Source organism: Kluyvera sp. CHPC 1.2972 (assembly GCF_036759925.1).
Lineage (GTDB): Bacteria > Pseudomonadota > Gammaproteobacteria > Enterobacterales > Enterobacteriaceae > Kluyvera.
In genome coordinates, this window is the sequence record NZ_JAPKIB010000003.1 from 91,089 (window position 1) to 114,003 (window position 22,915).

Annotated in this window: 23 protein-coding genes; 5 read left to right on the forward strand and 18 right to left on the reverse strand. The window is 56.9% G+C overall.

The window, feature by feature from the left end:
- Positions 1-571: 571 nt before the first annotated feature.
- From V6944_RS06445 to V6944_RS06465, 5 genes are read right to left on the reverse strand one after another with little or no spacing between them, the layout of a single operon-like run.
- The gene (locus V6944_RS06445) at positions 572-1,474 is read right to left on the reverse strand and encodes a MurR/RpiR family transcriptional regulator (protein WP_415980515.1); all 903 of its coding nucleotides are present in this window, start codon (positions 1,472-1,474) and stop codon (positions 572-574) included.
- On the reverse strand, positions 1,471-2,421 hold the full coding sequence (locus tag V6944_RS06450) for an ABC transporter substrate-binding protein (protein ID WP_442910722.1): 951 nt from the start codon (positions 2,419-2,421) through the stop codon (positions 1,471-1,473). Before V6944_RS06450 ends, V6944_RS06445 begins: the two co-directional genes overlap by 4 nt.
- Before the next feature lie 8 nt (positions 2,422-2,429).
- Entirely contained in the window at positions 2,430-3,482 is a 1,053-nt protein-coding gene (locus V6944_RS06455; protein ID WP_333498328.1) for a FecCD family ABC transporter permease, read from the reverse strand.
- A complete protein-coding gene (locus tag V6944_RS06460) occupies positions 3,479-4,495 on the reverse strand; it encodes a FecCD family ABC transporter permease (RefSeq protein ID WP_333498329.1) in 1,017 nt (338 codons plus the stop codon). Before V6944_RS06460 ends, V6944_RS06455 begins: the two co-directional genes overlap by 4 nt.
- Entirely contained in the window at positions 4,495-5,319 is an 825-nt protein-coding gene (locus V6944_RS06465; RefSeq protein ID WP_333498330.1) for an ABC transporter ATP-binding protein, read from the reverse strand. Before V6944_RS06465 ends, V6944_RS06460 begins: the two co-directional genes overlap by 1 nt.
- Positions 5,320-5,744: 425 nt before the next feature.
- On the opposite strand from V6944_RS06465, the gene V6944_RS06470 reads away from it, so the two are divergent.
- On the forward strand, positions 5,745-7,913 hold the full coding sequence (locus V6944_RS06470; RefSeq protein WP_333498331.1) for a TonB-dependent siderophore receptor: 2,169 nt from the start codon (positions 5,745-5,747) through the stop codon (positions 7,911-7,913).
- 133 nt (positions 7,914-8,046) lie between these two features.
- Positions 8,047-9,006 carry a L,D-transpeptidase LdtC gene (gene ldtC / locus V6944_RS06475; RefSeq protein ID WP_333498332.1) on the forward strand — a complete coding sequence of 320 codons (960 nt, stop codon included), beginning with the start codon at positions 8,047-8,049 and terminating at the stop codon, positions 9,004-9,006.
- Positions 9,007-9,094: 88 nt separating this feature from the next.
- Here ldtC and bhsA read toward each other — a convergent pair whose 3' ends face one another.
- On the reverse strand, positions 9,095-9,352 hold the full coding sequence (gene bhsA / locus V6944_RS06480; protein ID WP_333498333.1) for a multiple stress resistance protein BhsA: 258 nt from the start codon (positions 9,350-9,352) through the stop codon (positions 9,095-9,097).
- A gap of 245 nt (positions 9,353-9,597) precedes the next feature.
- Between bhsA and V6944_RS06485 the strand changes: the two genes are divergently transcribed.
- Positions 9,598-10,236 (forward strand): TetR/AcrR family transcriptional regulator, encoded by a 639-nt coding sequence (locus V6944_RS06485; RefSeq protein WP_333498334.1) that lies wholly within the window; start codon positions 9,598-9,600, stop codon positions 10,234-10,236.
- A gap of 56 nt (positions 10,237-10,292) precedes the next feature.
- Here V6944_RS06485 and V6944_RS06490 read toward each other — a convergent pair whose 3' ends face one another.
- The 11 genes from V6944_RS06490 to V6944_RS06540 form a co-directional block, all read right to left on the reverse strand.
- A complete protein-coding gene (locus V6944_RS06490; RefSeq protein ID WP_185666104.1) occupies positions 10,293-10,829 on the reverse strand; it encodes a glycine zipper 2TM domain-containing protein in 537 nt (178 codons plus the stop codon).
- Positions 10,830-11,048: 219 nt separating this feature from the next.
- Positions 11,049-12,353 carry an NAD(P)/FAD-dependent oxidoreductase gene (locus V6944_RS06495; RefSeq protein ID WP_185666103.1) on the reverse strand — a complete coding sequence of 435 codons (1,305 nt, stop codon included), beginning with the start codon at positions 12,351-12,353 and terminating at the stop codon, positions 11,049-11,051.
- A gap of 272 nt (positions 12,354-12,625) precedes the next feature.
- Positions 12,626-13,168: an alpha/beta hydrolase YcfP gene (ycfP, locus tag V6944_RS06500; protein ID WP_185666102.1), complete on the reverse strand. Its 543-nt coding sequence runs from the start codon at positions 13,166-13,168 to the stop codon at positions 12,626-12,628.
- Between the two features lie 38 nt (positions 13,169-13,206).
- Positions 13,207-14,232 carry a beta-N-acetylhexosaminidase gene (nagZ, locus tag V6944_RS06505; protein ID WP_185666101.1) on the reverse strand — a complete coding sequence of 342 codons (1,026 nt, stop codon included), beginning with the start codon at positions 14,230-14,232 and terminating at the stop codon, positions 13,207-13,209.
- On the reverse strand, positions 14,220-15,062 hold the full coding sequence (thiK, locus tag V6944_RS06510) for a thiamine kinase (protein WP_333498609.1): 843 nt from the start codon (positions 15,060-15,062) through the stop codon (positions 14,220-14,222). The genes nagZ and thiK overlap by 13 nt, the downstream gene beginning before the upstream one ends.
- Positions 15,043-15,681, reverse strand: coding sequence for a penicillin-binding protein activator LpoB (gene lpoB, locus V6944_RS06515; RefSeq protein WP_333498610.1), 639 nt, complete (start codon positions 15,679-15,681; stop codon positions 15,043-15,045). Before lpoB ends, thiK begins: the two co-directional genes overlap by 20 nt.
- Positions 15,682-15,704: 23 nt before the next feature.
- Positions 15,705-16,079: a YcfL family protein gene (locus V6944_RS06520; protein WP_333498335.1), complete on the reverse strand. Its 375-nt coding sequence runs from the start codon at positions 16,077-16,079 to the stop codon at positions 15,705-15,707.
- A 3-nt stretch (positions 16,080-16,082) separates the two neighbouring features.
- A complete protein-coding gene (gene hinT / locus V6944_RS06525; protein WP_333498336.1) occupies positions 16,083-16,439 on the reverse strand; it encodes a purine nucleoside phosphoramidase in 357 nt (118 codons plus the stop codon).
- Positions 16,440-16,570: 131 nt separating this feature from the next.
- Complete coding sequence (locus V6944_RS06530) at positions 16,571-16,894, reverse strand: YdbL family protein (protein WP_333498611.1); 324 nt, start codon at positions 16,892-16,894, stop codon at positions 16,571-16,573.
- 7 nt (positions 16,895-16,901) lie between these two features.
- A complete protein-coding gene (locus V6944_RS06535) occupies positions 16,902-17,093 on the reverse strand; it encodes a YnbE family lipoprotein (RefSeq protein ID WP_185666098.1) in 192 nt (63 codons plus the stop codon).
- Positions 17,090-19,732 carry a YdbH family protein gene (locus V6944_RS06540; protein ID WP_333498337.1) on the reverse strand — a complete coding sequence of 881 codons (2,643 nt, stop codon included), beginning with the start codon at positions 19,730-19,732 and terminating at the stop codon, positions 17,090-17,092. The genes V6944_RS06535 and V6944_RS06540 overlap by 4 nt, the downstream gene beginning before the upstream one ends.
- 311 nt (positions 19,733-20,043) lie before the next feature.
- Between V6944_RS06540 and V6944_RS06545 the strand changes: the two genes are divergently transcribed.
- A complete protein-coding gene (locus V6944_RS06545; protein WP_333498338.1) occupies positions 20,044-21,033 on the forward strand; it encodes a 2-hydroxyacid dehydrogenase in 990 nt (329 codons plus the stop codon).
- A gap of 892 nt (positions 21,034-21,925) precedes the next feature.
- Positions 21,926-22,366, forward strand: a complete 441-nt coding sequence (gene hslJ / locus V6944_RS06550; RefSeq protein ID WP_333498339.1) for a heat shock protein HslJ — start codon at positions 21,926-21,928, stop codon at positions 22,364-22,366.
- A 3-nt stretch (positions 22,367-22,369) separates the two neighbouring features.
- Here hslJ and V6944_RS06555 read toward each other — a convergent pair whose 3' ends face one another.
- Positions 22,370-22,636 carry a putative hemolysin gene (locus tag V6944_RS06555; RefSeq protein WP_220439790.1) on the reverse strand — a complete coding sequence of 89 codons (267 nt, stop codon included), beginning with the start codon at positions 22,634-22,636 and terminating at the stop codon, positions 22,370-22,372.
- Between the last annotated feature and the right edge of the window lie 279 nt (positions 22,637-22,915).

Genomic DNA, 22,915 nt, shown 5'->3' on the forward strand with positions numbered 1-22,915 from the left:
TCGCAATCCCCGCGGCCCCGCAGGGAAATCGGTGCTTCGCACTACGCTCGCCTACGACTCCAGCCTGCGGCACGGCGAAACTCGAGATTACTCGGCCCATCCATGGGCCTCGCCCCTTCGGGGCCAACGCAAGCGTTGTTCAAAATTGCTCCCGGCAATTTTGTCCTGTCTCGGTTCGCCTCAGTCCGCCATCCATGGCGGTCTGACCTTGTCTTCCGTGCTACGGCTCGCCGATTTCCAGCGGGGACTCTGCCGTTTCAGAAGCCTTTGTTTTGTTTTTCGCTAAATTCAAAGACCGCACGGTTTTTGGTGGCGTCTAAATCGCCGAAGCGTTCCCTGTAGGCCGGGTCAGCCCACATGGATGTGGGCTGAGGGCGTGGTTCACATGGATGTGAACTCGCGCCCGACCCGAAGCCGGAAGGGATAAGCTGAGGGAACCGCGCAGCGGCGATTGGCCGCCCCTTGCGCGCTCTCTGCGCCAGTGCAGTTTATATGGCTACCGCTGGAAGAGAGCGCAACAGAGTGATAAGCCTGAATGCAACTCAGAACGAAGGCATTAGCAACGCTCGCGCTACCCCCCTTTCCGCCCCCCAGACTTCCCAATCGCCTTATGCAAATCATTAATCCGCTTCATCGAACGCAGCGTCCGCTGCGAATGGGTGGATGCCACCGACAGCACCAACATTTCCAGACACACCATCACCGTACCATGCAGCGGCACCCGACCATTCTCCCCACGCGGAACGTGGATCACCACCTGCGCCATATCGCTAAAGCGCGAATCAGTAGCCTGAGTCAGCAAAATCGTCGGAATACCCAACCGCTCCGCCTCACGCAGCGTCGTCAGCCCTTCCCGATGCGGCGATTTTTGCCCCATCATAATCAGCACATCTCCGCGCTGCAGCGCAATAAGCTGCTCGGCGAGACTAAAGCCGGTGCGATTAAGCACGCAGGACGGCAAACCAATCCGGCTGAACAGTCGCGCGGTGTACTCGGTCAGAATCCCCGACGCGCCAATGCCAAACAACGCCACCTGACGCGCGTCACCGAGCAGGGCTACCGCCTGGGCTATCGCCGCACGGTTGCTGGTGCTGGCGAGCATCTCACAGGCACGCTGGTGCCCTTCCAGCACAAAATCAATGCTGGAGTTAACGTCGCTGGTCAGTGCCCCAACCGTCGAAGCCATTTTTTCCGACGAGGTGATCGTCGGGCCAAACCAGTGCTGCATGGTCTGCTTCAGGTCACGCAACCCGGCGAAGCCGAGCGCCTGGATGGCGCGTACCACGGTGGCATCGGAGGTTTGCGTAGCGGCGGCAATCTCCATCGCCGTGTGGTCGAGCACCGCTTCGCGGTTGTCATCAATCCAGTGCGCGACCGCCAGCAGGCGCGGCGAAAGCTGAGGCGTGCGGCTGCGCAGGCGTTCGCCGAACAGGTCGACCCGGCGTTTCTCTTTACGCATCACCGTCTGGCTCATTTCGCCTCCTTAGGCAGTGGACGACCGGCAATCTGCGACTGCACCTCCGCCACCAGCAGGTTCAACGAGGCATAAGAGTTAGAGATGACCTCGTCGCGCGGCAGCAGGATGTAATGCCCGGTGCGGCAGGCGCGCATAAAGTCGCACCAGCCCGGCATCACTTTTTCCATATCGTTGAGTTCATCCTGCGGTTTGCCGCCGGTGTCCGAGCGCCAGGTGGCAAACAGGAAATCGGCGTCCAGCTCCGGCAGTTGCTCAGCGCTCACGTCAATACGCTGGCCGTCGGGAATGCCTTCAATCATCGGCGGGAAACGGAAGCCCGCATCGCGTAGCACGCGTCCCAGTGAATGATAAGAGTGATGCACCGTGATTTTGCCGTTGTTGGCCTGAATCACCGATACGGTGATCTTATTGGTATCGATGGTCTGTTTGAGCTGTTCGATTTGCGTCTGATAACGGCGCTCAAGAATGGCCAGCCTCGCCTGTGAGCCGGTCAGTTCGGCCAGCTTGCTATAGATACGCGGCGCGCTGCCGAGCAGATGGTCAATGCTCACCGTCGGGGCAATTTTCGCCAGCTGCTCAATCGGCACGTTACGGTTGGGTTCGGTAATAATCAGATCTGGTTTGGCTGCTGCCACCGCTTCGAGGTCAATATCTGCGGTGCCGATAAACTGAATATCGCTGTTGTCAAAATCGACGCCGGTCAGCATCGCGCTGGAACGCAGATAGTGGCTACCGTCTGGACGTGTCCGCCCGTGGCTGGCGACCGGTGGCACGCCAAGCTCGATAAGCGGAATGGTAATGTCGAGATCGTGCATCGACACGATACGTTTCGGATGATCGGGAACCTGAACCACGCGGCCCAGATCGTCGGTAAACGGGTGCGTTTGCGCAAACGCCGAAATGCTAAACAGGCACAACGCTGACATCAGCCCACGTAGGGTCATCCAGAACCTCACAAAGCGTCACGACGACGCCACAGCAGTAAAATAAAGAAAGGACAGCCAATCAACGAAATGATGATCCCTGCCGGAATTTGTAGCGGTGCAAAGGCCAGCCGCCCGAGGGTGTCGGTGAGCAACACCAGCAGCGCGCCAATCAAGGCGCTACCTGTAAGCAACGCTACCTGACCGCCCCGCAGCATAAAGCGCGCCATATGCGGCGCCATCAGACCGACAAAACCGAGGCTGCCCACGCAGGAGACGCTCGCCGCCGTCAGCAGCACCGGGGCGAAAAAGCGCAGCAGCGTCAGGCGTGATAACCGCACCCCGAGCCCGTTCGCCACCTGGTTGCCCATCAAGGCGACGTCTGCCGCCCTCGCCGTCAAATAGAGAATCAGCACCGCCGGCAGCGCCCATACCACCGCGACCGCCAGCAGTGACCAGGTGGCGGCGTGCAGGCTGCCCGCAAGCCAGGTCATTGCCGTCTGTACATCGCGGATATCGGCAGTGGTGATAAACAGCCCCATCGCCGCCGACAGCGCCCACGACACGCCGATACCAATCAAAATAAAGCGCGGTCGCGAGAGGTCACGGGCCAGTACAATGACCAGCAGCGCCACCAGCACGCCGCCGAGCATGCCGACCAGCGGTCGCCAGGCGAGACTGACGGCGGGGAATGCCAGGATTAAGGTCAACACCACCACGCTGGTTCCCTCTTTCACGCCAATTAATCCAGGGTCGGCCAGGCCATTGCGGGTAATCGACTGCATTGCCGCACCGGCAAGGCCGAGCATGCCGCCACAGAACAGCGCCATCAGCAGTCGGGGTAAGCGGATGTCGCGCACAATGTACACCTGCTGCGCACTTAACGCCTCTGGCATAAACAGCGCCCGCCCGATAGCGCCAGTGGGAATGGGCAGCGAACCTCGCGTGATGCCGAAAACCACTAATAGCAAAATCACGGTCATCAGCGCGGCGGCGATTTTCAGCAACCGGGGACGCAGCAGAATACGCAATGGGCCGATTGCGACGGCGCGAAAACCCGCGCGGGTGACTGCTCGCATCATTTAAAGAACCTCACCGCAATCGCGATAAACACCGGCGCACCGACCATCGCGGTCATCACCCCGGTCGCCAGCTCCTGCGGCGCCAGCAGCCAGCGGGCGAGAATATCCGCCAGCAGCAGTAGTAACGCCCCAGTGGGTAGCGCCAGCAGCAGCCCGGTGCGGATATCCTGCCCGGCCCAGCGGCGAATAACGTGTGGCACCACCAGCCCGATAAAGCCAATCGGCCCGGCTACCGAGACCGCCGCACCGCACAGTAGCGCGATGGCAATCACCCCCAGTACACGGGTGCGCACCACCGATACGCCTAGCCCGCTGGCCACCCGGTCGCCGAGGGCCAGGATATTGAGGCGCGGCGCGATTAACGCCGCCATCAACACGCCGAGCAACGCAGGCACGCTGGCAATCTGTAGCGTGCCGAGACTAATGCCGGAGAGATCCCCTGCAAGCCAGGTCCGCATCGCTTGTAACGTCTGTTCATCAAGGATCAGAATCGATGCGGTGACAGCCGATGCAAACGCCGACAGCGCCACCCCGCAGAGCGTAATTTTCATCGCCGTCGCGCCGACACGCCCGGCGGAAGCGAGTAGCATCACCAGCCCGAACAGCGCCGCCGCCCCTAACGCCGCCGCCAGCGGGCGACTCACGCCATAGGAGATCCCCGCCGCAGAGCAGACCACTACCGCCAGCGTTGCTCCGGCGTTGAGGCCGAGAATATGCGGTTCACCCAGCGGGTTGCGAATCACCGTTTGCAGCAGCAGCCCCGCCGCCCCCAGCGCCGCGCCGGTCAGCAGTGCCGCCAGCAGCCGCGTCAGACGCAGGTTAATGATGATGCGGTGGTCAAAATTTCGCGGGTCGTAGTGCAGCAGCGCGTCAATCACCATGCCGGGAGCAATGGCACGCGCGCCAAGCCCGAGATGAATCACCGCGCCGAGGCATAGCAGACTGCTAACCAGCAGCAGTGCCCACAGCGGACGAACCGTTTTTGGCCGTTGAATCAGGCTCTGCGTCGCCATCAGGCAGACTCCGGGTGGGCGCAGAACGGCATAAACAGCGGTTTGCCGGTTTGCGGGTTAGGCAACATATGCACGTCGACGTCGAAAACCTGTTTGATGATTTCCGCCGTGCAGGGCGCGCTGTCATCCACAATGCTGGCAATCTTCCCCTGCTTCATAAAAATCAGCGTGTCGGCGTAATTCACCGCAAAGTTGAGGTCATGCAGCACGGTCACCACAGTGCGCCCGTGTTCGCGGGTAAGCTGCTGGAGCAGTTCGAGGATCTCCACCTGATAGCGTAAATCAAGCCAGGTGGTCGGTTCATCCAGCAGAATGGTGGCGGTTTGCTGCGCCAGCGCCATGGCAATCCAGCAGCGCTGACGCTGGCCGCCAGAGAGGCTGTCGACCGGCAGATGAGCAAACTCCAGAGTGCCGGTCAGACGCAGCGCCGTCTCGACCGCCTGTTCATCGTCCGCCGACCATTGGCGGATCAGCCCCTGCCACGGGTAGCGTCCGCGTGAGACCAGTTCAAAGACGGTGAGCCCTTCCGGGGTCAACGGCGACTGCGGCAGCAGGCCGAGCTGCCGCGCGACCTGTTTCGTTGGCTGTTGGTGAATATCGAGACCGTCCAGACGCACGCAGCCGCCCAGCGGTTTGAGCATCCGCGCCATGGTGTTGAGTAAGGTGGATTTACCGGAACCGTTGGCGCCCGCCAGCACCGTCATCTTGCCGACGGGGAGGGTCAGGCTGATGTTATCAACGATGCGCTGGTTGCCGTAACCGGCGCAAAGGGACTCCAGCACTATCCCGCGTTCCTGAGGGGCGTTTTGTTGCCGCTGTGGCATGTTTCTTTCTCTCCGGCCGCAACGACGTGGTATCGTTCTGCACTTTAAATAAATCTCATTCTCTTTTGATCATGCAATGTCGTAATGTAGTAGTCAATAGCACTACATTATCACTTCATTTCATAAGGGATAGGCCGTGCAGCGCAATTTACACCGCTAACAAAAAACAATAAAAACATTTATATTCAACACATTATGAATACAACCTCTCTTTCCCGCCTTCACACTTTGGCTCATTTTGAGTCCCCGATAAATTTATTGCTGATTGGATTTACTACTACATTTTTGCATGTTTGAATGATTCTCAATTACATATCCTGAACATCCCGGCTTGGTGTGAATGGGTAATTTTGGCTTTTCAGGGCAATGATTTTTATCAATTTTGACTGCCATCCTTCGGCAGTTTTTTTATGGGAAACAGAGAGATGACACAGTTATTCCCGACGTTCACGGGAAAATCCGGACGCGCACTTTTTTCACTGGTTTTTCTGGGGGCGGTCGGTTCTCCTTCGCTGATGGCGGCAGAAAATACCCCGAGCGGCGATAGCGCGAAAAAAGAAGAAGCGATGACGGTGATAGGCACCGCGCAGGCTGACCAGACGGTTACCGAAGGGTACCAGCCCATCAGCAGCGCCACCGCAACCCTCACCTCGATGCCGCTGCTCGATATTCCGCAGGTGGTCAACACGGTGAGTGACAAAGTGCTGGAGGACCAGCACGCCACTTCGCTTGACGAGGCGCTGTATAACGTCGCCAACGTGGTGCAAACCAACACCCTGGGTGGCACCCAGGACGCCTTTACCCGCCGTGGCTTTGGTGCTAACCGCGATGGTTCGATCATGACCAACGGCCTGCGCACCGTACTGCCACGCAGCTTTAACGCCGCCACTTCTCGCGTGGAAGTATTGAAAGGCCCAGCCTCTACTTTGTACGGGATCCTGGACCCAGGTGGCCTGATTAACGTCGTTACCAAGCGCCCGGAACGCACCTTCTCCGGCGATATTTCCGCCACCTCCAGCAGCTTTGGCGGCGGCACCGGGCAAATCGATGTGACCGGTCCGATTGAAGGCACCCGTCTGGCGTATCGCCTGATTGGTGAATACCAGAATGAAGATTACTGGCGCAGCTTCGGCAAAGAGCGCAGCAGCTTTATTGCCCCTTCCCTGACGTGGTTTGGCGACGATGCGACGGTAAACCTCTCCTGGTCACACCGTAACTACAACACGCCGTTCGACCGTGGCACCATTTTCGACCTCGATACCGGGCATGCGGTGAAGGTGCCGAGCAAAGAGCGTTTTGATGAGCCATTCAACATTACCGACGGTAATTCCGATCTGGCGCAGCTCAATGCGGAATACCGTCTGAACAGTCAGTGGACCGCCCGCTTCGATTACAGCTTTAGCCAGGACATGTACAGCGATAACCAGGCGCGCGTGATGGCTTACGATGCGAAGACCGGCAACCTGACCCGACGCGTCGATGCGACCCAGGGCTCTACCCAGCGTATGCACTCTACGCGGGCAGATTTGCAGGGTAATGTGGTAATTGGCGGCTTCTATAACGAGCTGCTTACCGGTATTGCTTACGAGAATTATGACCTGCTGCGTACCGATATGATTCGCTGCAAGAACGTCAAAAATGGCTTTAACATTTATGACCCGGTTTACGGCTCGCTGAGTAAATGTACCAGCGTCTCCGCAGCCGACAGCGATCAGCGTATTCAGCAGGAGACCTACGCCACCTACGTGCAGGACGCGCTGTATCTGACCGATAAATGGATTGTGGTGGCAGGCGCGCGCTACCAGTATTACACCCAGTACGCGGGTAAAGGCCGTCCGTTTAAAGAGAACACCGACAGCCAGGATGAAAAGCTGACGCCGAAGCTGGGTATGGTCTACAAGCTGACGCCAAACGTCTCGCTGTTCGGCAACGTGGCGCAGTCGTTTATGCCACAGTCCTCGATTGCCAGCTATATCGGCGATCTGCCGCCGGAAGAGTCCACGGCCTACGAGATGGGCGCGAAGTTTGACCTGTTCAACGGCGTGACCTCGAACATCACCTTCTTTGATATTCATAAGCGCAACGTGCTGTATACCGAGACCATCGGCGACGAAACCTACGCTAAAACGGCGGGTAAAGTGCGTTCACGCGGGATTGAAGTGGATGTCGCAGGTTCACTCACCGACAACCTGAACGTGATTGCCAGCTACGGCTACACCGATGCGGTGGTGACCGACGATCCTGACTACAAAGGCAAACCGCTGCCGAACGTACCGCGCCATACCGGTTCACTGTTCCTGACCTATGACATCAACAACGTCTACGACAGCAACACCCTGACCCTCGGCGGCGGCGGCCACGCCCTGAGCCGTCGTTCAGGCACCAACGGCGCGGATTATTACCTGCCGGGCTACGCGGTGGCCGATGTCTTTGCGGCTTATAAAATGAAGCTGCAGTATCCGGTCACGCTGCAGCTGAACGTCAAAAACCTGTTCGATAAGACCTACTACACCTCGTCTATCGCCAGCAACAACCTGGGTAACCAGATTGGCGATCCGCGCGAAGTACAGTTCACGGTGAAAATGTCCTTCTAACCGCCAGCGGCCCCACTCTCGGGGCCGCCTTTACATACTCTTTCAAACCCTTAGCACTTCCCTACAGTTCCCTTCCGCATAATAGTCGCTTTAACTTTTAAGCAACATATTGCGACTTTGAGGGATTAGAGTAATGAAACAAACTCTGCAACTTTCGCGCTGGCTACTGGGATTACTTCTCGTTGCCAGCGTGGCGCTGCCCGCCAGCGCCAACAGCTGGCCGTTACCGCCGCCCGGCAGCCGTCTGGTCGGCGAAAACCGTTTCCACGTCGTCGAGAACAACGGCGGTTCACTGGAATCTATCGCCAAAAAATACAACGTTGGTTTCCTCGCCCTGCTTCAGGCCAACCCCGGGGTCGATCCTTACGTGCCCCGTGCCGGTAGCGTACTGACCATTCCGCTGCAAACGCTGCTGCCGGACGTTCCGCGCGAAGGTATTGTGCTGAATCTGGCTGAGCTGCGTCTGTACTACTATCCGCCGGGTAAAAATACGGTCACCGTCTACCCTATCGGCATAGGCCAGCTAGGCGGCACGACGGTGACGCCAACGATGGTGACTACCGTCTCCGATAAACGCGCCAACCCGACCTGGACACCAACAGCGAATATCCGCGCCCGCTACAAAGCCCAGGGGATCGATCTGCCTGCGGTAATGCCTGCGGGGCCGGACAACCCAATGGGCCACCACGCCATTCGCCTGGCGGCCTACGGCGGCGTGTATCTGCTCCACGGCACCAACGCCGATTTTGGTATCGGTATGCGCGTCAGCTCCGGCTGTATTCGTCTACGCGATGGCGACATCAAAGCGCTGTTTGACCAGGTGACGCCGGGAACCAAAGTGACCATCATCAACACGCCAATCAAGACATCGGTCGAGCCAAACGGTGTTCGTCTGGTGGAGGTTCACCAGCCGCTGTCCGAACATATTGATGACGATCCGCAGACGCTGCCTATCGTGCTGAACGCCAGCATGCAGGCGTTCAGCCAGAATGCGAATACCGACGCAGCCGTGATGAACAAAGTGATGGACGTACGCTCCGGGATGCCGGTTGATGTCACCCGTCACCACGACGTCGCGCAGCAAAATATGTAGCACAACCCATAAAGAAAAAGGCCCTGAGCGGGATGCGCTCAGGGCCTTTTTTATAGCAGTGACATAAGCATTATGAGGGTTTTAATGCTTATTTATAGATAACTGCGGTGCCGTGCAGGTTGTTTGGACCGCTGACAGAAGTGATACGGAACGATTTCGCGCCCATGTCTTCTGCTTTCTGAGCCAGTTCTTGTTCCAGAGACGCCAGGTTAGGGCCTGCGGAAGCAGAGATGCTGCCGACTTTATGCTGGTCTGCCGGAGTAGACTGCACTTCAACGGCAGCAAAGCTTGCGAATGATAGGGAGCTCAGTATGGCTGCGATGGCCAGAGTTTTTACGGTTTTCATGATTTTTACCTTTGCAGATGATTTTTGTAGGTCAGACGTTATTAACTTAACGATCGATAAATTAATCATAATGAGATCCAGGTCACACGTCAACGTATTTTTATAACGATCGTTTATTTAATAAAGATTCATATATTTTTCATATGAATATGTTCTTTTTATTTTTCCTCACGAAGCGCTAGCCCCTTCCGGGGATTATTTTTATAATGAACGTTCACTAAACACCGACTAAGGTAGGCGGCACGATGACAACTGACACGCAAAGTTGCGCGAAAAAAGGCCGCGGTCGACCTAAAGTATTCGACCGGGAAGCGGCGCTTGATAAAGCGATGACGCTATTCTGGCAGTATGGCTATGAAGCAACATCCCTCTCCGACCTCGTCGAAGCCACGGGTGCAAAAGCGCCGACGCTATATGCCGAGTTTGTGAATAAAGAGGGGCTGTTTCGCGCCGTTCTCGATCACTACATCACGCACTTTGCCTCAAAAAATGAAGCCTGCTTGTTCTGTGATGAGCAGCCGGTGGTGGAAGCGCTACGCAACTACTTCACCGCGGTAGCTACCTGCTTTACCAGCAAGGACACACCGGCGGGCTGCTTTATGATCAATACTTCGGCGGCGCTGGCAGCGTCATCGAAAGAGATTGCGAAGACCATTAAGTCTCGGCATGCGGTACAGGAGCAGACGCTGAACCAGTTTCTTCAGCTGCGTCAATCGCGAGGGGAAATTCCGGCGGGGAAAAATGTTACCGAGCTGGCGCTGTTCTTGAGCTGTATTCTGCAAGGTATGTCCATTAGCGCCCGCGAAGGGGCCAGCTTTGATACCCTGATGCAGATAACCGACACCACGCTACGCCTCTGGCCGCAGATGATTGCCCCATCGTAAAAAAAACGCCCCGCCATCTGAGTGATGGCGGGGCGAACAACTGACTACCTGCTATTTTAGGCTTTATTCAGTACCAGCTGGCCGTTGCTATCCAGCGGGATCTGGCTACCAGGCTGTTTATCCATACGGATTTTTCCCTGCTGATCGCCAATTTTGTAGGTCACATCATAGCCGAGCGTCTTTTCGGATTTGTCATACACCGTTTTACAGCGCTGCTCGTTGGTGGTGTAGGTGTCATTATTCTGCATCGCACCCTGCACCTGGTTACCGGCATAGCCGCCGCCTAACGCGCCGACCACAGTGGCCACGCTTTTACCGTGCCCGCCACCAAACTGATGGCCAATCACGCCACCTGCCACCGCACCCAGCACGGAACCGGCGATACGGTTTTCATCCTGTACCGGACGACGATGCGTCACTGCGACGTTGCGGCACTCCTGCCGCGGATTTTTGACGGTTTCCTTGATAGGCGTAGCGGAAATGACCTGCGCATACTGCGGGCCACGGTCGAAAACGTTCATACTCGCTACGGCGGCGACCCCAAGCGCGGCGGCAACGCCAATACCTATACCCGCCAACATTGATTTATTCACGGGAGATCCTCCTTTGTTGCTATTGCTAACAATTGTGCAACCGATCGTTAGCAGTGCCTATCAGACAAAAACTCAAAAGCAGGATTTTATGTGGGGAGATGGGTGTTTCGGAGGATTCTGAAGATGGAATGTCCCGGCGTCGCGACGCTCGGCCGGGCTACTCGTCGCTGCTGTAGCCCGGCCGAGGCGTTAGCGCCGACGCCGGGAACAGCACGATGATTAATGCAGTTTCAGACGCGGACGAATCACGCGGTTGATGCTGCCAACCAGCATCATCAGGCCAGTTTTCACGTAGCCGTGCAGCGCAATCTGGTGCATTCGGTACAGAGAGATGTAAACCATACGCGCGATGCGCCCTTCAATCATCATCGAACCGCGCATCAGGTTGCCCATCAGGCTGCCGACGGTGGAGTAGTTGGAGAGCGATACCAACGAGCCGTGGTCTTTGTAGCTATAGGCTTTCAGCTCTTTGCCCTTCATCTGCGCCAGAATGTTATTCAGTGCGCAGGTCGCCATCTGGTGCGCCGCCTGAGCGCGCGGTGGCACAAAGCCGCCTTCCGGACGTGCGCAGGAGGCACAGTCGCCAATCGCGTAGATATCAGGGTCACGGGTGGTTTGCAGCGTTGGCTCCACCACCAGCTGGTTAATACGGTTGGTTTCCAGGCCACCGATCTCTTTCATAAAGTCCGGCGCTTTAATCCCTGCCGCCCAGACCATCAGATCGGCCTGAATATACTCGCCGTCTTTGGTGTGCAGGCCGCCTGCGTCAGCGCTGGTGACCATCGTTTGGGTCAGCACACGCACGCCCATTTTGGTCAGCTCGCTGTGCGCGGCACCGGAGATACGCGGTGGCAGCGCAGGCAGAATACGCTCACCGGCTTCCACCAGCGTCACGTTCAGCGCTTCGTTGCTTAAGCCTTTATAGCCGTAGCTGTGCAGCTGTTTCACCGCATTGTGCAGTTCAGCCGACAGCTCAACGCCGGTCGCCCCGCCGCCAACAATCGCAATGTTTACCTTGCCATTTGCGCCGAGGTTCGCCGAGTACTTCAGGAACAGGTTGAGCATTTCCTGATGGAATCGACGCGCCTGATGCGGGTTATCGAGGAAGATGCAGTGCTCTTTCACGCCCGGGGTGTTGAAGTCGTTGGAAGTACTGCCCAGCGCCATCACCAGCGTGTCGTACGCCAGCTTGCGCTCAGGCACCAGCAGTTCGCCCTTCTCATCGCGCAGTTCAGCGATAGTGAGGGTTTTCGCTTCGCGGTTGATATCCATCACCGAACCCAGCTGGAACTGGAAGTGGTGGTTACGCGCATGCGCCAGATAGCTCAGTGCATCCACGCCTTCATCAAGAGAGCCCGTTGCCACTTCATGCAGCAGCGGTTTCCACAGGTGGCTGTGGTTACGATCCACCAGTGTGATTTTCGCTTTTTTACTGCGGCCAAGCTTTCTACCCAGTTGAGTAGCCAGTTCCAGGCCGCCAGCACCACCACCCACAATTACGATTTTTTTCATTGGCGTAGTCATGTGACCCCCTTAAAATTTATTAACCAATTGTTAATTAAAAGTTATGAATATAGCCTTTAATTAACAACAAGTTACTTGTGTGAAACCATTCAGCTGCAATGAGAATAACATGAATGGTGCATTGGTCATACCAAAATTGATGTGCATCAAGTTTTATCGCGCAGAAGTTGAGCGAACGGTATTTTGATAGCCGAAAAACAGTGAGCAACGGTTAAAAATTAACAAAAAAAAGCCCCGGCAACGGAGCGTTGCCGGGGCGCTTTGCGGGTCTCTTAGCCTAAGGTTTTAAAGGCTTTGATTCGCTGCAGATGTGGGGAGATATTCTTGAACTTATGCCCCTGCTCTTCATCCCAGATGATCTCATAGTAATGATGCAGCATGTCGGCTGAACGCTGGCTATCCAGCGCATCATCGTGACGCGAGAGAATGGCCAGGCAGCGATCGCGATTTTTCTCACGGAAGTTGTTCACGCACTTGGTCGCGATATCCATATACTCTTCCGGGCGATCAATCTTGCCGTCCATGTTCTCGTTCGGGAACAGGTTCGGGTTAAACATCACCTGGCGGATATCGCACAGGAAGCCGATACGTTCCGCCCAAAAGCCACCCAGCCCTACGCCGCAGATGAGCGGTCGCTCGTCGGCGTTCAGCTGCAGCATCTTATCCACTTCCTTGAGCAGATGCTGCATGTCATGTTTCGGGTGCCGCGTGCTGTAGCTAATCAACCGCACGTCCGGGTCGATAAACTGTAGCTGCAGCACTTTTTCGTGGTTACCTGGGCTATTTGAGTCAAAACCGTGTAAATAGATAATCATTTGATCCTCACCACACCATTACTCCCACACCGGGAGGGTTAATGACCAGCCTTCTCTTCCTGCCAGCGTTCGTGGAGTTGCTCCAGCTCAGCGCTAACCGTTTTCCAGCGGGCGGAGTCCATCAGTTCCTGACGGCTAAATGAACCTTTATGATACAACTTCGTAACACGCTCAGCGTTGATCGGCGACAGGTTATCTAACACGCTGACGGCCCCTTTACGATTATTGCAGACGAGGATCATATCGCAACCTGCATCCAGCGAGGCCTGACCACGCTCAGCATAGCTGCCCATGATCGCCGCCCCTTCCATCGACAAATCGTCGGAGAAGATCACGCCATCAAAGCCCAGCTCACCGCGCAGCACGGTTTTAAGCCAGTGCGGCGAGCCGCTTGCCGGACGCGGGTCGACTTCATCGTAGATAACGTGCGCGGGCATAATGGCATCAAGAGCGTTTTCGGTAATCAACGTTTTAAACACCGCCATATCTTTGGCGCGAATCTCAGCCTCTGAACGCGGATCATGCGGCGTCTCTTTATGCGAGTCGGCGGTCACCGCGCCGTGGCCTGGGAAGTGTTTACCGGTAGTTTTCATCCCGGCGCTGTGCATACCGTCAATAAAATGACGCGCCATTGCCAGCGCTTTGTGCGGGTCAGCATGATAGGAACGTTCGCCGATGGCGGTGCAGATATGGCCGACATCCAGGACCGGTGCAAAGCTGATATCAATGTCCATGGCGATCATTTCGCTTGCCATCAACCAGCCTGCGTCTACTGCCATACGTCCGCCCGCCTCTTCGCCCAGCACGGCGGCAAAAGATTGCGCTGCTGGCAAACGGGTGAAACCTTCGCGGAAACGCTGGACGCGCCCGCCTTCTTGATCGACCGCCACCACCAGATGATTCCGGGAGGCGCTACGGATCTGGCGAACCAGTTCGCGCAGTTGCTCCGGGTCATGATAGTTACGGGTGAAAAGAATTAAGCCGCCTACCAGCGGATGCGCCAGAATTTCACGTTCTTCGGCATCCAGCTCATAGCCTTCAACATCCAACATTACTGGCCCCACACGGCCTCCTTTTTATCGCTAAGCTGGCACCAAATCTCGTTGGCCAGCGTGATGAATTGTTTGTCGCCGCTTTGCTGCCAGCGACACTCGAACCAGCCGGCCATAAGCATCAACACCCATGGTCGCCAGCGTTTAACCTGTCGCCAGAGCGCTTCCGGCGAAAAATGCGCCTGCTCGGCGTAGGCCCACGTCAGTTCGCGGCGCTGCTTCATATCTGCGGTCCAGACGGCGGCGAGCTCCAGCGCCACATCGCCGTCTCCCGCATATTCCCAGTCGATCAGCCGAAGCCCGTCGGCAGTATGGACGATATTGCCCGCATGAACGTCCATATGCAGCGGTGCCAGCCGCAGCGGGCGTGGTTCGCCCTGCTTACGCAGGCGCTGAAGTTCCCGCAGCCACAACGGCGTTCGCCGCGCCGGGTCGCACTGCTCCCAGTACTGCATCAGCAGCGGTTGCAGCGAAAGCGCCCAGCCAAATCGCGATTGCTGATGCAAATCATACAGGAGAGTCGCGAGCGGACGATGCGTCGGGAGCACGCTTTTGATCTCACCGGCTAAAAAATCAACGGCCATCCAGCCGGGCGTATAAAAAACCGGCTTTGGCGCCAGTGAAGACGGGAGTTGACGCAGGGCGTGATATTGACGAAGGAAATCGCTTTCCGGCGCATACGGGTCGTGATGCTGACGTAACACTAACCGCCGTTCGCCGTGTTGCAGAATGCAGCTACTGCCGCTCAGCCCCGACGCTTCGGGGCTGGCGACAATGTCATAGTGCGGGAAGACGCGTGACAGGAGTTCGTCACGCGAGAGTTTACTGTTGCGCAACCGCACCCTTACCTGACCAGACGATCTCACCGGTCTGTACCAGCATCAGCTGCATTTGCAGCGTCGGTGCGTTGACGTTGCCGGTGGCGTTAGAATAAAGCACGTACTGCGCGCCCACGTTACGGGCGATGCCCATCGCTTTGCTGCGGGAGCCGAGGCTATCCTGCGGCGACAGGCCAAGCTGCTGCTTGGCGACCGCCAGCTGCTGCGCAGAGACCAGTGTGAATTTACCGTTGCCGGCCAGCGCATTGCGCAGCGCGGTCGTCGCCTCACCGGCGTTCAGCGAACCGTTGGTACGGTTGTTGACGCTATCAACCAGCAGAATACTGCCCGCGTTAACGCCGCCGGCCTGGAGCATTTTGCCCACCAGCGGCTGCGCGGCACCGTTCCAGTCATAGTGACGAACGCGCGGCGTTGGCTGCGCAGGCGTTTCACCGCCGTGCTCAATTGGCCCCGGCTGCTGCGGGATCGTCGGCACGCTCGGTACCGTCGGCACCGGCTGCTGCGGTTCGGTTGGCTGCTGCGGCTGCTGTGGATTGACCGTGTCGACCGGTGCTGGCTGTTCACGCACCACACACCCGGCGAGGAACATCGCCAGGGAAGCAATTAACGCATAGCGACCCAATTTACTCATTGATAGTTTACCCCTCAGAGATAAAGATAAAGCCGGGCTTTATGCGCCCCAAGACTGTTAGCCGTCCCGTACAGCGTCACCGACCCCATCGGTGGAACCGTGATGCTGCGCGGCGCTTCCAGCGGGTGCATTTCCAGCCCTCTGGCGTCATACCAATAAAAACGATAATGGACGGTGACCGGCTCTCGCCTTTCGTTAAACAGCTTCGCGCTGGCGGTAGACTGGATATCCGATGAACTCAGCACCGGCTTTTCCGCGCTGACCCCCGCCGCCAGGACGTTGGATTCCATGACCAGCGTTTGCTGCTCGCTGACGGCGATTTCCGGGCGTGAATGACACCCGGCAAGCAGCGTCGCGCAAAGCACAAGACCGAGACAGACCGGTTTCATAGGTTAGCCTTTATGCGCCAGCATTGGCCCCAGCGGGCGACCACCCACCAGATGCATGTGGATATGGTAAACTTCCTGCCCGCCGTGGCGGTTGCAGTTCATGATCAGACGATAGCCGTCTTCAGCAATCCCTTCATCACGAGCAATTTTCGCCGCCACGGTGACCATACGCCCCAGCGCCTGTTCGTGCTCGGCGGTAACGTCGTTGGTGGTGGCAATCAACGTGTTGGGGATGATCAGAATATGCGTCGGCGCCTGCGGAGAAATATCGCGGAAGGCGGTGACCAGGTCATCCTGGTATACGATGTCTGACGGGATTTCGCGACGAATGATTTTGCTGAAAATCGTTTCTTCTGCCATTGGGAGTTCCTTTATTATTCTCATGTGCAGCCGGTAAAATCGTTACCGACGAACAGGTTACATGCCAAGAGTATGAGCGAGTTGCCGCCCCTGTTTCAACCGTAATGCGTTTTTTCTTAAACGTCCGACCTTTACTTCCGCACCCACTGGCCGTTAATGCCCTGGACGTATTCCCCCGGCTGGGCTTTCTCAATCAGCTTTTTCCCGGCCAGACGCGCCACTTCCTGCGACGGCAGGTTGTTGCTTTGCGCCAGCTGCTGATAGCTTTGGCTGCGTGCTTCATTGATTTTTTTCACCAGCGTCAGCGTCTCGCTATCCTGGGCAATGGCCGCCAGATAGCCCCCCTGCGTTTCTCCCACTCGCCCCTGTTGGCGAGCTTCGGGCAGCGTAAGCGCCAGCGCCTGTAGGCTGAAGAGCGTGAACGCCAGCACGGCGATAATCCCGGTTTTTCTCATCATAGCCTCAGAATAGGTCGCTACGGGACTTGAGCAGATCCTCAACGTCCTTATCGGCCTTAATATGGATTTCGTGTTCAATTTTCACGTTCATATTGATGGTGATCGGCTCTTTCGGCGCCGCCACTTCAATGCGCGGCACGCACCCTGATAACAGGCCGGTTGCCATCAATCCCAGTATGGCGATGGATAATTTCATTGTTGCTCCTTACATTCCGTGCCGCTGCGACACGGCACACCGGGAAGGGTTGCGTGTTGCTCAAGCCATGACTGAAGTTTGTCGCCAAAGCGCAGGCTTCGCCACAAATCAAAAACATTCTCCTGATGCGTATAGTTCAGGCGCACCGTGCTGCGTTTCTCGTCCATCACACCGGTACCAGTCACCGTCGCCTGTAGCGTCAGCATACCGAGACTGTCGAGATTGATACGCGTCCACGACCGCGAGATCTCCATATAGCGCAACCAGTTAATCGCGGCCCCGGCGGCAATATTATCGTCGGCGACGGCATCGGCGGTGTCTTTATCCAGCCTCAAGGTCATCGGGCCGGGGTTATGCAACCAGCCGTCTTTGATTATCCATTTACTGTCGTTCAGCCAGAGCGGCAGCGCGCCGTCCACCGGGCCGGACATGGCGAACTGTTTCGGGTTGACCGCGCTGACCAGTTCGCTGGTCGAAATATGCTGCAAGCGCAGCAGAGCCGCATCGTGCTGCGGCATGCGCAGTTGCTGCATGGTCACCTTGCCGCCGAGCACATCGACGCTGACGTCGCTCAGTTGTAGCGGCGATGCTTCGCTCCACGGCCAGGTGCCCTGCAGGTCGGCGGTGACATTACGCGCCGTCACCTGGTTGACAATTTCAGCAATACGCAGCGACACCGGGCGACGCGTCCCCAACTGCCATACGCCCGCTTTCAGGCGGAACGGCAGCACGAAATCGACGCCGTTGACTTCGTTATCCGGCATCCACGCGCTGCCGTTGCGCAGCACGCCGTGACCACCGGCCTCAAAACCTTGCCCTACGGCGGCGGAGAACGCCACCTGGGCATACAGCGAACCGTCACGTAGCTTCATTTTCCAGTCCGGCGGCACCAGCGGCTGGAACACCATCAGCGACTGCTTCGGCCACCATGCTTGTCCGCGCAGACGTTCGCCGTCCCAGCGGCCATTGACGCGAATCGGGCCAATGTCCTGCGCTCTCAGGTCACCTTTAAACTGGAAGAAGGTCGGGTCGCGGCCGTCAACGCTGAAGTTCAGGGCCGAGGCGGGCAAGACGCTGCCGCCGGTAAAGCGCGTCTCTTTGGCATCAAGCGCCAGCGCGCCGGTAAAGGAGGGATGTTGTTCGTCGCGGATCCAGTGAATCGGCTGCTGTAGCGTCAGACGCGGCTGATCGACGGTCATGGTGCCGTACTGCAGTTTGTCAAAACCGGTCGACAACGAGTTCAACACAATCGCGCTGTCGCGCCATTCGCCGGTGCCGGTGACGTCCCAGCGTGCCTGCATCGGCGTGAAGTGACCGTCCCCCCAGTAGCGCCACTGCCAGGTCCCTTTATCCGGCATGAAGTTGTCGGCCTTGCCATCCAGATGGAGGACAAAATCGCCGGTTTGCTGCTCATGGGCGCGAAGGATCGCCTGCAACCGGCCATCGATCCCCTGAGTAGAAATCTTCACTCCGGCGAGCGGCCAACGAATGTCGTCAATGTTGAGGGCATCGATGAGGCGGCCACGAGATCGCAGTAGCGAACCGGGCTGGAAAACCAGCGTCGGCGCGGAAAGCGGGCCGCTCAACTGTGCGGGCAGTTTAGCGTAGAAAATCAGATCGCCCTGCTTGGCTTCACCGACCAGATGCAGCGGCATGCTGCTGTTGTCCATGCTTAGCGTGCCCGGCCCAACGTTCAGCACCGCTACGCCTTTACCGGCATCACCGGAGGTCAGTACGCTCAGGCGACCGGTAATCAGCGTTTTATCGATACCCTGCTGCCAGTTATCCAGCTTCACGCCCACGCGACCACTGAGCGGAATGCCTGCCTGATACGGCCAGCTCCAGCGACCGTCGCTGATAACGAGCTGCTGTTCGGTAACCTGCCATGGGAAGTCAGCGATCGGGTCGTCTTCGCCACGCGCCATCATCAACAGCTGCCCCTGATTGCCGTCCCAGTTCAGTTCAGCATCCACCAGCGACGGCACCTGAGGCACCTGGAACGTCGATTCAAGATGTCCTTTCACCGGCAGGCCGTCCGGCACCAGCGGCATGGTAAATTCACCGAGCAGCTTCACCGGCGGTTCGCCTTCCAGCAGGCTGGCATGAAACTCGCTGACCGTCAGCGCCTGCCCGCGCAGACGAGCGTGCAGCGTCACCTGGTCGCCTTCATACTCCAGCTCCTGATGCTGAGCGGTGAGCGAGACCTTGAGCTTGCCCTGCCACTTTTCCCACGGCGAGATACTCAGCGAGTCGATGGACAGCCAGGTGTTCGGCAACATCGACTGCCATTCCGCCAGCGTGCGCGGTGCACCCGGCACCGCATCGTTTTGCGGGAGCTTATTAAAGCAGACGGAGTTCAGGTTGACGGCGACGGCATGCAGCTGCCAGCGACTAGGATGTGACAGCGTCACATCTTTCAGCGTAGCGAGCTCGCAATCCCCTACCAGATAACGTAAATCAGGAACGCGCAAGGAGGTGCGGGTGAAACGTGGGCTGTCGTTCAGCGCGATGCGAGTTCCCGCTGGCAGCCAGATGCCCACCAGCGTAGGCACCCAATACCCGAGTGTCATCACCAGCGTCAGCGGCAGGAGTATTAATACCAGGAGTAGCGCAATAACGGCTTTATATTTACCCTTCATGGGTGCAGTGATATCCAGATTAAGCAGGCAGTCATGCCGTGAACGCGCAGCGGGCGATCCCAAGGGGCATATTGTGTCATGTCAGACCTGTTAGTGAAAGCCGCCGTCATGGATTAATCATAGCTGCTACAAAATAAAACGTGAGGAATTTCAGTTGATTCTGATTGAGACAGTGATTTCTCCCCTGCCAATTATCCGCGTATACTGGTGATAGTTTCTTTACGTAACTTTAGCCTTCAAAATATTTTTATATTTTGTAAGATTTTTTGAAATGTGCTAAATTAACGCCAAAATCATTGGAGAAAAGTCTTATGAAAATCGCCGTTTACAGCACCAAGCAGTACGACAAAAAGTACCTGCAAAATGTTAATGAGACATATGGCTTTGAACTTGAATTTTTTGATTTCCTGCTGACGGAAAAAACCGCGAAAACCGCCCACGGTTGTGAAGCGGTCTGTATTTTCGTCAACGATGACGGCAGCCGTCCGGTTCTGGAAGAGCTGAAAAGAATCGGCGTGAAGTATATTGCGCTGCGCTGTGCGGGCTTTAATAACGTCGACCTCGATGCGGCAAAAGAGCTGGGTCTGCGCGTGGTTCGCGTTCCGGCCTATTCACCGGAAGCCGTTGCTGAACACGCTATCGGCATGATGATGACGCTTAACCGTCGTATTCACCGTGCTTATCAGCGTACCCGTGATGCTAACTTCTCGCTGGAAGGCCTGACCGGCTTTACCATGTTTGGTAAAACCGCTGGGGTGATCGGTACCGGTAAAATCGGCGTTGCCGCCCTGCGCATTCTGAAAGGTTTTGGTATGCGTCTGCTGGCGTTTGACCCGTATCCAAGCGCCGCGGCATTGGAACTGGGCGTAGAGTACGTTGACCTGCCGACGCTGTTCGCCGAGTCGGACGTTATCTCGCTGCACTGCCCGCTGACCGCGGATAACTATCATCTGCTCAACACGAGCGCGTTTGAGAAGATGAAAGACGGCGTGATGATCGTCAACACCAGTCGCGGTGCGTTAATTGATTCCCAGGCGGCGATTGAAGCGTTGAAGACGCAGAAAATTGGCGCGCTGGGGATGGACGTGTACGAGAACGAGCGCGATCTGTTCTTTGAAGATAAGTCTAACGACGTGATTCAGGACGATGTGTTCCGCCGTCTGTCAGCCTGTCACAACGTACTGTTTACCGGCCACCAGGCGTTCCTGACGGCGGAGGCGCTGACCAGCATTTCGGAGACGACGCTGGAGAACCTGCGCCAGATTGATACTGGGGCTGATTGCCCTAACGCTATTGCTTGATTCGTTGTGCGTTCTCCACATGGGTTGTGGAAAACGACTGAATATATGTCAGTTTGGTGAAGGGTTCCGTTCACTTTACGTTAGGTGGAATATGAAGTTCCATCACCGGTGAACGGGCCAAGGGGTGCGGCCGCGCACCCCTTCGCAATCCCCGCGGCCCCGCAGGGAAATCGGTGCTTCGCACTGCGCTCCCCTACGACTCCAGCCTGCGGCACGGCGAAACTCGAGATTACTCGGCCCATCCATGGGCCTCGCCCCTTCGGGGCCAACGCAAGCGTTGTTCAAAATTGCTCCCGGCAATTTTGTCCTGTCTCGCTTCGCCTCAGTCCGCCATCCATGGCGGTCTGACCTTGTCTTCCGTGCTACGGCTCGCCGATTTCCAGCGGGGACTCTGCCGTTTCAGAAGCCTTTGTTTTGTTTTTCGATAAATTCAAAGACCGCACGGTTTTTGGTGGCGTCTAAATCGCCGAAGCGTTCCCTGTAGGCCGGGTCAGCCCACATGGATGTGGGCTGAGGGCGTGGTTCACATGGATGTGAACTCGCGCCCGACCCGAAGCCGGAAGGGATAAGCTGAGGGAACCGCGCAGCGGCGATTTTGCCGCCAGAGCCCGGGGGTGCAGGGGGCGGCGGCGATTGGCCGCCCCTTGCGCGCTCCCTGCGCCCGCGCAGTTTATATGGCTAGAACTGGAAGGGAGCGCAACAACGCGATAAAGCCAAAAGTAGCTCCCCTGATCAATCCCCGCCTCTTATAACCGCCACTAAGAATTTGACTAATAACGTCAGCCACCCGCCCGGGAAGCATTTTCCGCCAAGTCCCCCAGCCCTCTCCGGCTGTACAGTAACCCCTCAGTAGCATTCACCTGATCAATATATTTATAAGAAGTCTCAAGCAATGAAGAAAATGTTATTCCTGCTGGCCGCAGCCGCTCTGCTTTCAGGCTGCGTCTATAACAGCAAAATGTCTACCGGCGGCGAACAGCTCCAGCATCACCGCTTCGTACTGGAAAGCGTGAATGGCAAAACCATCAATAGCAGTGATACTCCGCTTGACGTGAGCTTTGGTGAAAAGCAGCCGCTGTTGAACCATATTTATCTGTCCGGCGAGATGTGCAACCGCTTCTCCGGCACGGCAAAAATCAGCAACGGTGAACTAAAAGCATCCGATTTGACGACGACGCGCAAGATTTGTAGCGATGCGCAGCTGAACCAACTCGACGCCACGCTGAGTACCATGTTGCGTCAGGGCGCCCAGGTCGATTTAACCGAACAACAGTTAACGCTAGCAACGGCCGACCAGACGCTCATCTTTAAGCTCGCCGACCTGGTGCATTAATTCTCAGTAGCTACCGCAGCTTCCCGCCGCCAACGATTGCTCGCTGCAACGTTTACCGTTCGGCAGCGCGCACATGCCAATGCTGGAGCCATCCAGCTGGCGGGCGGCGGAGAGCGACCCACCGATCATCGCGCAGTTTGCTTCGCCTGAGCTGGACATTGCCGCTCTCATCCCTGGCGTCACGTGTGCCGCCGTTGCCTGCTGAGCAGGTTCACTGCTACACGCGGATAATAAAAGCGCCGCACACCCCACAAAAAAAGCAGCTCGCATCACTTCCCTCCGAATCGCAAAAATAGGAACAAACCTATGCATCATAGGCAGCGCAGCCGCGCTCGTCGAGAGAGGAAACGCGCATTTATGCACCTTAGAAACATTTTCTGGCAATTTTGTGGCTAAAAACATTCGCGTCATTGATATAGACGCGCCCCAAGGACACAAAAGCAAAAATGATTCAGCGCGGGGTTTGCTAAACTTCACCTAACATCATCGACAAGAGCGATGTGTCTATTAAGGATAAATTTCCGGTCTTCGGGATGCCCGTGGGCCACT